Origin of the sequence: Capilliphycus salinus ALCB114379 (assembly GCF_047276495.1) — a bacterium.
Lineage (GTDB): Bacteria > Cyanobacteriota > Cyanobacteriia > Cyanobacteriales > Microcoleaceae > Capilliphycus > Capilliphycus salinus.
On record NZ_CP178543.1, the window covers coordinates 6,084,797 to 6,100,777 of the forward strand.

The 15,981-nt window shown below is 46.4% G+C and carries 2 protein-coding genes; both read left to right on the forward strand.

Annotated features, from left to right (window positions below; translation table 11 throughout):
* Positions 1 to 298: 298 nt before the first annotated feature.
* Positions 299 to 6,724: a cadherin domain-containing protein gene (locus ACL6C3_RS24680; protein WP_413162050.1), complete on the forward strand. Its 6,426-nt coding sequence runs from the start codon at positions 299 to 301 to the stop codon at positions 6,722 to 6,724.
* Positions 6,725 to 7,452: 728 nt separating this feature from the next.
* The gene (locus ACL6C3_RS24685) at positions 7,453 to 15,147 is read left to right on the forward strand and encodes a putative Ig domain-containing protein (RefSeq protein ID WP_413162052.1); all 7,695 of its coding nucleotides are present in this window, start codon (positions 7,453 to 7,455) and stop codon (positions 15,145 to 15,147) included.
* Positions 15,148 to 15,981 lie beyond the last annotated feature (834 nt).

The window sequence follows — 15,981 nt, forward strand, 5'->3', positions numbered from 1 at the left end:
TTTACAATTCAAACTCCATGCTTTTCCTGATCTTAACTCTAATCAGTGAAAACTCTGATGGATTGTGAAAATCTGGGATCTAAAAACGCATCCACCCCGGCTCATCTATCGGCAATTAGCTTTCAAGATAAATCGTGGTTATTGACTGCGAGGGGGCAGTTTTGTCCTTTTTGAACCCTCGCCAAAGTTCCTCAATTTTTTTGATTATTTATTTAAACAACGTGGAGTGCTTCCTATGTCCCAATTGATGACTTCCTACTCTCAGTCTTTCAACGCAATAGAAACTCTTCTTTACCCCATGTCTTTGAATTCTACAAAAACCGTCGTTTTTATTGATACTAATGTAGAGGAATACGAACATCTCATCGAAGGGGTAAAACCGGGGATAGAAGTTCAGATTTTAGATGCTCATCGAGACGGTATCGAACAAATAAGCACTTATTTATTTACCCGTCCCGAAATCAAAACCATTCATATTGTTTCTCACGGTTCACCGGGATGCTTATATTTAGGAAACGCCCAACTTAGCCTCGATACTCTCGAACCCTACGCCAACTTACTCCAAACCTGGTCCGCTTCCGACATTTTACTGTACGGCTGTCAGGTAGCCGCAGGAGACGCCGGAATAGAATTTATAGAGAAACTGCACAAACTGACAAATGCCGACATCGCCGCCTCCACAACCCCCACAGGAAACGCCGCCAAAAACGGAGACTGGACGTTAAAGGGGTTCATCAGTCAAACCCCGGCGGAACTGGCATTTTCAGCAGCGACACAAGCCTCCTACAATGGAATCTTAGCCAACGGTAGAGTTAGGATTATAGGCAACCTAGAAGAAGACAGCCCCCTAAACGCCCAAGTCACCGACCCGGACGGCGTTCCAAACAACATCAGCTATCAATGGCAGTCCTCCAGCGATAATACCAACTGGACAAACATCCCCGGCGCCACCACCAACAGCTTTACCCCCACAGATAACGAAGTCGGCAAATCTATCCGAGTCAACGCCTCCTACACCGACAATGGAGGAACATCCGAAACCGTCAGCGCCGTCGCCGGAGAGGGAGTCAATTTTGAAGGCAATATTGATACCGATGGCTATGCCCAAGGTGTCTCAGTCGTCGGAAACTTGGCTTATGTTGCCGATGGTAATAGCGGTTTAGCCATCATCGATATTAGCAACCCCGCCAGTCCGACTGTTAGGGGTAGCTTTAATACTCCTGGAAACGCCAGGGACGTATCAGTAGCGCTTAACTATGCTTATGTTGCCGATGATAGTGGCAATCTGCAAATCATCAATATTAGCAACCCCGCCAATCCCACTTTTGAGACTACAGTTAATACAGGTGGTAAAGCCAACGGCGTAGCCCTAGCGGGAAACTTCGCTTACGTTTCTGATGATAATGGCGGTCTGCGAATTATCGATATCAGTAACCCCACCAGTCCCAGTTCAAGGGGGAGTATTTCTACTCCGGGACGCGCCTGGGATGTAGCCGTAGCGGGAAATTACGCTTATGTTGCCGATGGTAGCGGTAATAGCGCTTTGACTATCTTCAATATCAGCAACCCCAATAGTCCCACTCTAGTCCGCACTTTCAATACAGGTGGTAATGCCAGGGGTATCACTGTAGTCAACAACTTCGCTTATGTTGCCAACGGTGGAAGCGGTTTAGCCATTATCGATATCAGCAACCCCAATAATCCCAGTCAGGTGGGGAATTTGAATACAGCAGGTAATGCCTATGGTGTCTCCGTAGCGGGAAACTTGGCTTATGTTGCCGATGATTCTAACGGTCTGCGAATTATCGATATCAGCGACCCCACCACTCCCACTTTAAAAGATAGTTTTTCTGCGGGTGGCAATGCCAGGGGTGTATTTGCAGGGGAAGACTTCGTTTATGTTGCTGACGGTAATAGCGGTCTGCAAATTCTCGATGTCAACATTATTCCGCCGACGGTTACTAATATTAACGATAATCCCACCGATATTAGTCTGAGCAATAACAGCTTAGACGAAAATCAAGCAGTTGGAACCGTTATCGGAACATTTAGCAGCACAGACGAAGATACAACAGATACCCATACTTACAGTTTAGTTGCGGGGACTGGCGACACCGATAACGATAAATTTGAAATCGTAAACGGTGAACTGAGAACCCAAGAAACCTTAGACTTTGAAAGTCAATCTTCCTACAATATCCGAGTACAAACCAACGACGGAAACGGAGGAACATTTGAGAAACAATTCACCGTTAATCTGGAGAACGTTAACGAAAATCCCAGCGATATTAGTCTGAGCAATAACAGCTTAGACGAAAATCAAACTATCGGAACCGTTATCGGAACATTTAGCAGCACAGACGAAGATACAACAGATACCCATACTTACAGTTTAGTTGCGGGGACTGGCGACACCGATAACGATAAATTTGAAATCGTAAACGGTGAACTAAGAACCAAAGAAACCTTAGACTTTGAAAGTCAATCTTCCTACAATATCCGAGTACAAACCAACGACGGAAACGGAGGAACATTTGAGAAACAATTCACCGTTAATCTTGATAACGTTAACGAAAATCCCAGCGATATTAGTCTGAGCAATAACAGCTTAGACGAAAATCAAGCAGTTGGAACCGTTGTGGGAACATTTAGCAGCACAGACGAAGATACAACAGATACCCATACTTACAGTTTAGTTGCGGGGACTGGCGACACCGATAACGATAAATTTGAAATCGTAAACGGTGAACTAAGAACCAAAGAAACCTTAGACTTTGAAAGTCAATCTTCCTACAATATCCGAGTACAAACCAACGACGGAAACGGGGGAACATTTGAGAAACAATTCACCGTTAACCTGGAGAACGTTAACGAAAATCCCAGCGATATTAGTCTGAGCAATAACAGCTTAGACGAAAATCAAGCAGTTGGAACCGTTGTGGGAACATTTAGCAGCACAGACGAAGATACAACAGATACCCATACTTACAGTTTAGTTGCGGGGACTGGCGACACCGATAACGATAAATTTGAAATCGTAAACGGTGAACTAAGAACCAAAGAAACCTTAGACTTTGAAAGTCAATCTTCCTACAATATCCGAGTACAAACCAACGACGGAAACGGGGGAACATTTGAGAAACAATTCACCGTTAACCTGGAGAACGTTAACGAAAATCCCAGCGATATTAGTCTGAGCAATAACAGCTTAGACGAAAATCAAGCTATCGGAACCGTTATCGGAACATTTAGCAGCACAGACGAAGATACAACAGATACCCATACTTACAGTTTAGTTGCGGGGACAGGAAGCACCGATAACGATAAATTTGAAATCGTAAACGGTGAACTAAGAACCAAAGAAACCTTAGACTTTGAAAGTCAATCTTCCTACAATATCCGAGTACAAACCAACGACGGAAACGGAGGAACATTTGAGAAACAATTCACCGTTAATCTTGATAACGTTAACGAAAACCCCAGCGATATTAGTCTGAGCAATAACAGCTTAGACGAAAATCAAACTATCGGAACCGTTGTGGGAACATTTAGCAGCACAGACGAAGATACAACAGACACCCATACTTACAGTTTAGTTGCGGGGACAGGAAGCACCGATAACGCATGGTTTGAAATCGTAAACGGTGAACTGAGAACCCTAGAAACCTTAGACTTTGAAAGCCAATCTTCCTACAATATCCGAGTACAAACCAACGACGGAAACGGGGGAACATTTGAAAAACAATTCACCATTAACCTTGATAACGTTAACGAAAATCCCAGTATCAATGCTGCCAGCTTCAATATTAATGAGGATGCGGCTAACAATACAACCGTTGGAACTGTTACTGCTAACGATGAAGACGGAAACAGTCTCAGCTACTCAATTAACGCAGGAAATGATGATGGTATTTTTGCTATCGATAACCAAGGCAATATTACCATTGCTGACAACACTAACCTCGACTACGAAACCACAACCCGTTACAACTTAACCGTTGAGGTTAGTGATGGTGAATTCAGCGACACCGCTTCTGTTACTGTCAACGTGGGTGATGTAGAGGAAGCAACTCCCTCACCTGAACCCGAACCTGTTCCTGAACCTGTTCCTGAACCCGAACCTGTTCCTGAACCTGTTCCTGAACCCGAACCTGTTCCTGAACCCGAACCTGTTCCTGAACCTGTTCCTACTCCCTCACCTGAACCTGTTCCCTCACCGCAACCCGAACCTGTTCCTGAACCTGTTCCCTCACCTGAACCTGAACCGCAACCCGAACCTGTTCCCTCACCTGAACCTGAACCGCAACCGGAACCCTCACCTGAACCTGTTGCTGAACCTGTTCCCTCACCTGAACCGGAACCTGTTCCCTCACCTGAACCTGTTCCTGAACCTGTTGCTGAACCTGTTCCCTCACCTGAACCTGTTGCTGAACCTGTTCCCTCACCTGAACCTGTTCCCTCACCTGAACCTGTTCCCTCACCTGTTCCCTCACCTGTTCCCTCACCTGTTCCTGAACCTGTTCCTGAACCCGAACCTGTTCCCTCACCTGAAGCCGAAGCTTTTGAGGAGGCAGCCCAAGTCCAAGATGGTCCCATTGCCGGAGCCACAGTCTACTTTGATGGCAACCTCAACGGCATCCAAGACAGCAGTGAACCCGCAGCAATAACCGATAACTTCGGTGACTTTAACCTAGAAATTCCGAGCAACTTCGACACCAACACCAACGGCACACTTGACCCCGAAGAAGGCGTCTTGGTAGCCGTCGGCGGTATCGATGCAGTCACAGGAGAAGCCTTTACGGGTACGCTCAAAGCACTTCCCGGTTCCACAGTCGTTACACCGCTAACCACCCTAGTTGTCAACCTAGTAGAAGCAGGTCTCACCCCAGAAGCGGCTGAAACCCAAGTCAAAACGGCTTTGGGACTGCCGAGTGAGATTGACTTGGGAACTTTTGACCCCATAGCTGCGGCTCAATCCGGTACAAGCGTGGGTCAAACAGTTTTAGCGGCTCAGGTGGCGGTTCAAACACTGATGAGTTTCATCAGTGAATCCATCCAAACCGTTGCCCCCGGTATCGACGCCGGCACGCTCGCGGATGTGATTACTTCTAGCTTCAGCACAGTTATTCAAGGTGGGAGTTTCAATCTGAGCAACACCAGCCAAATCGAAACTCTGCTGAAAAACACGGTTAATACTTTAACAGAGCAGAACAGCACACTGAACTTGCAAACTGTTATCGACAATGCGGCTCAATTCTCCCAAGTTGTCGCAGCCAGTAACGAGCGAATTCTCAACGCCGGCAGTATTGAGCAACTGTTCAAAGCTCAAAAAGTTGCCCAGACTAGCACCAGCGAAGATTTAGTCGCGGCTTTCAACGGGACCAAATCCTTCAATGAAGTGGTCGCCAACAACACCGGAACGGCTCTGAGCGATAAAATTAATGCAGCCACAATCGACACTTCTACTATTGGCGGGGGCGAACCGACTCCCCAACCGAGTCCGACTCCCCAACCGAGTCCGACTCCCCAACCGAGTCCGACTCCCCAACCGAGTCCGACTCCCCAACCGAGTCCGACTCCCCAACCGACTCCAACTCCCCAACCGGCTCCCCAACTGAATTTGGCTCCCCAACCGAGTTTCACTCCCCAACCGAGTCCGACTCCAACACCGACCGTTACAGAAGGGAATCTTTATGATTTCAGCAGCTTGGTTCCAGGGATAACTAAGCCGGTTAAACCGTCTAACACTGCGGCTAACCTTAGTTCTGCTAATTCTAAAAATGAATCCACTCTCAGTGCAGATGTTCTAGTCGGTGATGGGACAGACAACCAAATTTTTGGTTTCGCAGGCGATGATACTATCAACACCGGAGATGGTAACGACTGGATAAGCGCCAACCAAGGCAATGATACCGTTGATGGCGGTAAAGGTACTGATACCATTTATGGCGGAAAAAATGACGACGCGGCTTTCGGTTCCGATGGCGACGACTGGTTAAACGGAAACTTGGGGACTGACTTCGTTGATGGCGGAGAGGGTTTTGATACCCTGTATGGCGGTCAAAATAACGATACCCTCGACGGTGGAAACGGAGACGACTGGTTAAACGGAAACAAAGGCGATGACTTCGCCGACGGTGGCGAGGGTAACGATATCGTCTATGGCGGTACTGATGGCGATACTCTTACAGGGGGAAGCGGAAATGATACCCTATGGGGTAACGTTGGCAATGATGTTATTGAAGGAAACGACGGAAACGACGTTATTTATGGCGGTCAGGATAACGACACGGTTTCCGGGGGTCAAGGGAATGATAGCCTTTACGGTGACTTGGGGAATGACTTTATTGATGGTAACGAAGGTAATGACCTGTTAGAAGGCGGCGAAGGGAATGATACCCTTTATGGCAATCAAGGCGCGGACGAACTCACGGGGGGTGCGGGTGATGACCTACTCGTCGGCGGTGAGGATAATGATACTTTAACAGGAAACGCCGGAAGCGATCGCTTTTTACTCCGCAGTGGGGAGGGTTCGGACTTGATTACCGATTTTGTCGATAGTGAAGATGTGTTTGTTCTCGATGGTAACTTAACGTTTGCTCAGTTGAGTATTGTAGATGAAAATGGTTCAACTCTGATTAAGTTTGGAGAGGAACTGTTAGCAACAGTTGAGAATCTCAACGCAACTTTAATTACTGCCGAAGATTTCGCCAATCTCTTCTAAGATTTTGAGAACTTTTTAAACTGGTTTTCAACCCGAGTCAGGTAGGTCTTGCTTACCTGACTTTTTTTTGAGTTCTATGAAATCAAAAAATAATGCTACAAAAGGCACGGTAAACCGGGAAGATTCAGAATTTACAATTGAATATTATAACCCGACTGAAATTCTGCCCGATACAAATTTTCTATAGCACCGTTGCTTCGGAGTTACATCCCAAAAAACGGGTTTTTAATGGAACTGTGCCTCTAAAAATTTAAAACCGCTATCCCCTGCTGCTCCTTTTCTGAGAACCCCCTTTTCCAGAAGGGGAAGCCGGATAAAACCGTACTTTCTTTATAAGAATTTGATATAAACATTGAAAATTTTACCGAAAATTTACAATTAAAACTCGCCACAAATCAGCGGCAGAGACTTTCCGTAAAAACACGCAAAACTTTTAAAAATACCTCGTTTTTTCACCGAAAATTCACAATTCCACTTCGGTGTTTTTCCTGATCTGAAAACGAATCCATGAAAACTGAGATAGATTCTGAACATCTGGGATATAAAAACGCATCACAGTTAGCCCATTTATTAGCAATGGCATTGTTTTAGCTTTTCTTTTTAGAAGCAACCACAACGCTTGGAAATAGAAGAATACTTCTTCGCTCCGGTCGGGAGTTCATCTGAACAATTAATCTCAAAATTTCCCGAACTTTTCTGATTATTGACTTCAATTTAGAACGCCAGCTATGTCTTTATTTATGACTTCCAACTTTCAGCCTTTCAATTCGATACAAACTATTCAATCTACCGAAATGTCTCTGAACCCCTCGAAAACTATCGTTTTTATTGATGCTAATGTAGACGACTATAAACATCTCGTCCAAGGCGTAAAACCGGGGATAGAAGTTGAGATTTTAGATGTCGAGCGAGACGGTATCGAACAAATTACCGCTTATGTATGCCATTCTGATTTTGAAGCCATTCATATTGTTTCTCACGGTTCACCGGGATGCTTATATTTAGGAAACGCCCAACTTAACCTCGATACCTTCCAACACTACACCAACCTATTAAAAACGTGGTCGGCATCCGAGATTTTACTGTACGGTTGCAACGTTGCCGCAGGAGATGCCGGAAGCGAATTTATTGAGAAACTGCACAAACTGACCGGCGCCGACATCGCCGCCTCCACCACACCCACCGGAAACGCGGCTTTAGAGGGAGACTGGACGTTAAACCGACTCATCGGTCAAACCCCCGCCGAACTCGCGTTTTCAGCCGCGACACAGGCTTCCTATCGCGGTATTTTAGCCAACGGTCAGGTGAACATCAACGGCGACATTGAAGAAGACGGCATCCTGACGGCCACAGTCAGCGACGCGGACGGCATTTCTGGCGCTATCAACTATCAATGGCAGTCTTCCGAGGATGAAACCACCTGGACGGACATCACCGGCGCGGTCAACAACACCTTCACCCCCGGAGATAACGAAGTCGGGAAATATATCCGAGTCAACGCCTCCTATACCGACAATGGAGGAACAGCCGAAACCGTCAGCGCCGTCGCCGGGGAGGGAGTCTTCTTTCAGGGCAATTTTGATACAGATGACAGCGCCCAAGCGGTATCCATCGTGGGGAACTTGGCTTATATTGCCGATGATAGAAGCGGTCTGCAAATTCTCGATATCAGCAACCCGACTACTCCCACTCGAAGGGGCGGTGTTGATACTCCGGGACGCGCCAAGGACATCGCCGTAGCGGGGAACTACGCTTATATTGCTGATGATGATAGGGGTCTGACCGTCGTTAATATTAGCAACCCCGCCAGTCCCACTGTGACAATCAGTGTAAGTGGGGATACGACCAACAACACAAATAACACAGCCAACGGCATCTCAGTTCAGGGAAATTATGCTTACATCTCCGATGATAGAAACGGTCTGGTTGTCTTCGATATCACCGACCCCACCGCTCCGGTCAAAAGGGCTAATATTGCTACTGGTGGTAGAGCTTGGGATGTAGCGGTACAGGGAGACTACGCTTATGTTGCCGATGGTAGCGGTAATACCGGTCTGACTATCTTCGATATCAGCGACCCCACCAGTCCCACTGAATTATTGAAGGTGAGTACAGGTGGTAATGCCAGGGGTATCACGGTAGTCAACAACTTCGCTTATATTGCCAACGGTGGAAGCGGTTTGGCTGTTATCGATATTACCGACCCCGCTAATCCGGATTCGGTCGGCACTTATAATACTACAGGGAATGCCAGAGGCGTATCGGTGGCGGGGAACTTCGCTTATGTGGCCGATGAAGCCGACGGTCTGCACATTATCAATATTAGCGACCCGACCGCTCCCACTTTAGAATACAGTTTTAATACTCCTGAAGCCGCCTTGGGCGTTTCTGTCGTCGGGAACTCGGTTTATGTTGCCGACGGTAACGGGGGTTTGCAGGTTCTCGATGTTCAGACGACCCCCCCGACGGTTGCCAATATTAACGATAATCCCACTAATCTTAACCTCACCGATAACAGCGTAGACGAAAACCAGGCGGTCGGTACCGTTATCGGAACCTTGGAGACCACCGACGTTGACCCGTCAGACACCCACACTTACAGTTTAGTGGCGGGTGCAGGCGACACCAATAACGCTCAATTTGAAATCGTTGGAAATCAACTGCGAACCGGAGAATCCTTCAATTTTGAAAGCAAAGATTCCTACAATATTCGCATTCAAACTGATGATGGAAACGGGGGAACATTCCAGAAGCAGTTAACAATTAACGTTAATGATGTTAACGAAAATCCCACCGATATTACTCTCGACAATAACGGCGTAGACGAAAACGAAGCAGTCGGAACGGTTATCGGAACATTTGCAACCGTAGATGAGGATACAAACGACACTCATTCTTACCGTTTAGTTGCGGGTGCGGGCGACACCGATAACGCTCAATTTGAAATCGTTAACGGTGAACTGCGAACCGCAGAAACTCTCGATTTTGAAACCAAATCTTCCTACACCATTCGCGTTGAAACTGATGACACAAATGGGGGAACATTCGAGAAGCAGTTAACGATTAACGTTGATAATGTTAACGAAAATCCCACCGATATTACTCTCGATACTAACAGCGTAGACGAAAACCAAGTGATCGGTACGGTTGTCGGAACATTTACCAGCGTAGATGAGGATCTCAACGACAACCATTCTTACACTTTAGTTGCGGGGACCGGAAGCACCGATAACGCTCTTTTTGAAATCGTAGAAGGCGAACTGCGAACCAAAGAATCCTTCAATTTTGAAAGCAAATCTTCCTACAGCGTTCGGGTTCAAACCAACGATGGAAACGGGGGAATTATTTCAAAGCCGTTCACCATTAACGTTAATAATGTTAACGACGCACCCACCGTTGACAGTCCCATCGCCCCCCAAACCGCCGACGAAGATAGCGAGTTTAGCTTGGATATTTCGGGGAATTTTAGCGATGTTGATGCCGGGGATAACCTCAGTTATTCGGCAACATTAGCGGACGGTTCACCCCTGCCGAGTTGGTTAACTTTGGACCCAACAACGGGAGTATTTACTGGTACTCCTCTTAACGAAGATGTTGGGAATATTCAAGTCAAAGTTACCGCAACAGATAGCGGTGATGCTGTTGCAGAAAACACTTTCGGACTGACCGTTAACAACACCAACGACGCCCCCGTTCTCAACAGTCCCATCGGCGCCCAAACCGCCGACGAAGATAGCCCGTTTACGCTGGATATTTCCGATAATTTGAGCGATGTTGATGTGGGCGATAACCTCAGTTATACCGCGACATTAGCCGACGGTTCTCCCTTACCCAGTTGGTTGAGTTTCGACACAACAACGGGCGTATTTAGCGGCACTCCCCTTAACAATGATGTCGGTGCCATTGATATTAAAGTGACCGCCAAAGATGGCAGCAATTTAACCGTTGAAAACAGTTTCCAACTGACGGTTAATAATACCAACGATGCCCCCGTTGTTAACAATCCTATCGCCCCCCAAACCGCCGACGAAGATAGCCCGTTTAGCCTGAATGTTTCGGGGAATTTCAGCGATGTTGATGCAACCGATAACCTCAATTACACCGCGACATTAGCCAACGGTGAACCCTTGCCCAGTTGGTTAACTTTAAACCCAACAACGGGCGTATTTACTGGCACTCCTGCTAACGATGATGTTGGGAATATCGAAGTAAAAGTTACTGCAAAAGATAGCGGTAATGCTGTTGCAGAAAACAGTTTCCAACTGACGGTTAATAATACCAACGATGCCCCGGTTCTCAACAGTGAAATCGGCCCTCAAACCGCCGAGGAAGATAGCCAGTTTAGCCTGGATATTTCGGGCAATTTGAGCGATATTGATGTGGGCGATAACCTCACTTATTCTGCCACCTTAGCCGACGGTTCCCCCTTGCCCAATTGGTTGAGTTTCGACACAACAACGGGCGTATTTAGCGGGGTTCCCCTTAACAATGATGTCGGTGTCATTAATCTCAAAGTTACTGCCAAAGATGGCAGCAATTTAACCGTTGAAAACAGTTTCCAACTGACGGTTAATAATACCAACGATGCCCCGGTTGTTAACAATCCTATCGCCCCCCAAACCGCCGACGAAGATAGCCCGTTTAGTCTGAATGTTTCGGGGAATTTTAGCGATGTGGATGCGGGGGATAGCTTTAATTACACTGCCACATTAGCCGACGGTTCACCCTTGCCGAGTTGGTTAAATTTAAACCCGACAACGGGGGTATTTACTGGCACTCCTGCTAACGATGATGTTGGGAATATCGAAGTAAGAGTTACTGCAAAAGATAGCGGTAATGCTGTTGCTGAAAACACCTTCAAACTGACGGTTAATAATAGCAACGATGCGCCTTTTGTTAACAGTGAAATTGACCCCCAAACTGTTGCGGAAGATAGCCCGTTTAGTCTGAATGTTTCGGGGAATTTTAGCGATGTGGATGCGGGGGATAACTTTAATTACACTGCCACATTAGCCAACGGTGAACCCTTGCCGAGTTGGTTAACTTTAAACCCAACAACGGGCGTATTTACTGGCACTCCAACTAACGATGATGTCGGGAATATTGAGGTAAAAGTTACCGCCAAAGATAGCGGTGAAGCTATTGTTGAAAACACCTTCCAACTCACCGTTAATAATACCAACGACGCACCAGTTTTAGACAACCCTATCGCCCCCCAAACCGCCGAGGAAGATAGCGAGTTCACCCTGGATATTTCCGGCAATTTGAGCGATGTTGATGTGGGCGATAACATCACCTATTCGGCAACATTAGCCAACGGTGAAGCTTTACCCGGTTGGTTAGGTTTCGACACAACAACGGGCGTATTTAGCGGCACTCCAAGCAACGAAGATGTTGGCAATATCGAGGTAAAAGTTACCGCAACAGATGGCAGTAATGCTGTTACTGAAAGCGCATTCCAACTGACGGTTAATAATACCAACGATGCCCCGATTTTAGACAATCCTATCGCCGCCCAAACCGTTGCGGAAGATAGCCCGTTTAGCTTGGATGTTTCGGGGAATTTTAGCGATGTGGATGCGGGGGATAACTTTAACTACACCGCCACATTAGCCAACGGTGAACCCTTGCCGAGTTGGTTAACTTTAAACCCGACAACGGGGGTATTTACTGGCACTCCTGCTAACGATGATGTTGGGAATATTGAGGTAAAAGTTACTGCAAAAGATAGCGGTGAAGCTATTGCTGAAAACACCTTCCAACTGACGGTTAATAATACCAACGACGCACCCATTCTTAACAGTCCTATCGCCCCCCAAACCGCCGACGAAGATAGCGAGTTTAGCTTGGATATTTCCGGCAATTTGAGCGATGTTGATGTGGGCGATAACCTCACCTATTCGGCAACATTAGCCAACGGTGAAGCTTTACCCGGTTGGTTAGGTTTCGACACAACAACGGGCGTATTTAGCGGCACTCCAAGCAACGAAGATGTTGGCAATATCGAGGTAAAAGTTACCGCAACAGATGGCAGTAATTTAACCGTTGAAAACACCTTCCAACTGAGCGTTAATAATACCAACGATGCCCCGATTTTAGACAATCCTATCGCCGCCCAAACTGTTGCGGAAGATAGCCCGTTTAGCTTGGATGTTTCGGGGAATTTTAGCGATGTGGATGCGGGAGATAGCTTTAACTACACCGCCACATTAGCCAACGGTGAACCCTTGCCGAGTTGGTTAACTTTAAACCCAACAACGGGCGTATTTACTGGCACTCCAACTAACGATGATGTCGGGAATATTGAGGTAAAAGTTACCGCCAAAGATAGCGGTGAAGCTATTGTTGAAAACACCTTCCAACTCACCGTTAATAATACCAACGACGCACCCATTCTCAACAACCCTATCGCCCCTCAAACCGCCGACGAAGATAGCGAGTTTAGCTTGGATATTTCCGGCAATTTGAGCGATGTTGATGTGGGCGATAACCTCACCTATTCGGCAACATTAGCCAACGGTGAAGCCCTGCCCAGTTGGTTGGCTTTCGACACAACAACGGGCGTATTTAACGGCACTCCAAGCAACGAAGATGTTGGCAATATCGAGGTAAAAGTTACCGCAACAGACGGCAGTGACTCAACCGTTGAAAACACGTTCCAACTGAGCGTTAACAATACCAACGATGCGCCCTTTGTTAACAGTGAAATCGCCCCTCAGACCGTTGCGGAAGATAGCAATTTTAGCTTGAATATTTCCGGCAATTTTAGCGATGTGGATGCTGGGGATAGCTTTAATTACACCGCCACGTTAGCCAACGGTGACGCCTTGCCGAGTTGGTTAACTTTAAACCCAACAACGGGCGTATTTACTGGCACTCCCGCCAACGATGATGTTGGTCTAATTGAGGTAAAAGTTACCGCAACAGATACGGGTGAGGCGAGCGTTGAAAATAGCTTTGAACTGAGCGTTAATAACATCAACGACGGCCCCGTTGTCAACAGTGGAATCAACCCTCAATTCATCGATGAAAACGGGAATTTAAGCTTGGATATTTCCGGCAATTTCAGCGATGATGATCCCGGAGATCAGCTAAGTTTTACGGCAAAATTAGCCAACGGTTCTCCCTTACCCAGTTGGTTAAAATTAGACCCAAGAACGGGAGTCTTTAGCGGCAGTCCGAAGAACAACGATAGCGGGATATTTGATATCCGAGTATTCGCCACAGATACCAATGCGGCAAGCGTTGAAAACACGTTTCAACTCACCGTTAATAATACGAATACCGAACCCCAACCCTCACCCGGAAATGGTTCCGGAAATGGTTCCGGAAATGGTTCCGGAAATGGTTCCGGAAATGGTTCCGAACCCGACGACTTCGGAAGCGTTATCGATGACCCCAGTAACTTAATTCCTGCAATTATTCAGCCGGTTATACCCGCCAACACTGCGGCTAATATTAGTTCCGATAATTCTAGCAGTGAAGGCGGTTCCGGCGGCGATATTTTACTGGGTGATGCGAACAATAACGAAATTTTCGGTTTCGGAGGCGATGATATCATCAACACCGGAGATGGTAACGACTGGGTAAGCGCCAACGAAGGCGAAGACGTCATTGATGGTGCCGAGGGTAATGATACCATTTACGCCGGAAAAGGTAAGGACGTGGTTTTCGGTTCGGTTGGCGACGACTGGTTAGACGGAAACATCGGTGATGACTTCATTGATGGGGGAGATGGTTTTGATACCCTGTTTGGCGGCGACAATAACGATACTCTCACCGGCGGAGACGGAGACGACTGGTTAAACGGAAACAAGGGTGATGACTTCGTTGACGGGGGCGAGGGTAACGATATGGTTTATGGCGGTACTGATGGGGATACTCTCACCGGGGGAACCGGAGATGATACGCTATTTGGTAATATCGGCAATGATTTAATTGCAGGAAACGACGGAAACGACCTGATCTATGGCGGTAAGGATAACGACTCGGTTTCCGGTAATCAAGGTAATGATACCCTTTACGGCGACTTGGGGGATGATATCGTTGACGGAAACGAAGGTGATGACCTCATTTTCGGGGGTGAAGGAAATGATACCCTCGGTGGCGCTGAAGGGTCGGACGAACTTACCGGGGGTGCCGGAAATGATTTACTTATCGGCGCCGGCGGTAATGATACTTTAACCGGAGATGGGGGAAGCGATCGCTTTTTACTCGCCAGTGGTCAAGGTTCCGACTTCATTACTGATTTTACCGATAACGAAGATTTGTTGATTCTTGATGGCGGTTTAACCTTCGAGCAATTAAATATTGTAGAGGAAAATGGTTCAACTCTGATTCAATTGGGAGAGGAACTGTTAGCAACTCTTGACAATGTTAACGCCGGTTTAATTACTGCTGATGATTTCGTCAGCGTGTTCTAAGATTATGTCCGACTGATCAATAATTATTCTGTAGGGGCGGGTTATACGAGATTTTTACGACTACTCAAAGATTGAGATCAACCCGCCCCCCCGCAACAGAATTAATCAACCGGACATAATATAAGATGCGCGAGAAATCTTTAAAACCGAGTCAGGTCGGCATTGCTTACCTGACTTTTTTTGATTTTATAGTGAGTCTAGATCAATGATATGATGTCCGGTTAATTAATGCCTGTTATGAGGTCGGGGCGGGTTGATCTCAATTTATCAAGTAATGAAAGATATTGTATAACCCGCCCCTACAGAGTGATGATTGATCAGTCGGATATCATATAGCAGTACAAAATTCGTTTATTAAAGTAGCCTTTAAATTCTTCTCAAATTGTCAAAATTTCCTTTCCCCTTTCCCCTTTCCCCTTTTCCCTTTCCCCTTTCCCCTATTCCCTCTTAAACAATTTTCTTTTTCAGTGGGATTTAACAACCGGACTTGATAGAATTGAACGGGGCGATCGCCCTTCGGTATTTACGGAGTTATCGTTCAGGTATCGATTCAATTCTCGTCTGTTGTGAAAAAATTACTCCGTGAAAATACGGTTAACCTGAAATATAAATAATAGTTGATGTAAATTTTAAGTAAAAATACTCAATGTGCTTGTATAAAATTTACAATCAAATTCTTGGAATTTCCTGTTGACAAATGGGGAGAATGTTAAGTTATGATGTCTGTAAGAGATCAGGGAAAGCAAATGGCATTGTCTTGACGCATCTATTAAAAAGCAATGACATTTTCTTGGAAAACTAGACTTTGGGGCGATCGCGGCTCCCAAGTTAGAT

What these genes read in the sequence shown, in the direction of transcription:
- ACL6C3_RS24680 (WP_413162050.1), top strand. Translation starts at nt 299, where the DNA reads ATGTCTTTGAATTCTACAAAAACCGTCGTTTTTATTGATACTAATGTA.
- ACL6C3_RS24685 (WP_413162052.1), top strand. Translation starts at nt 7,453, where the DNA reads ATGTCTTTATTTATGACTTCCAACTTTCAGCCTTTCAATTCGATACAA.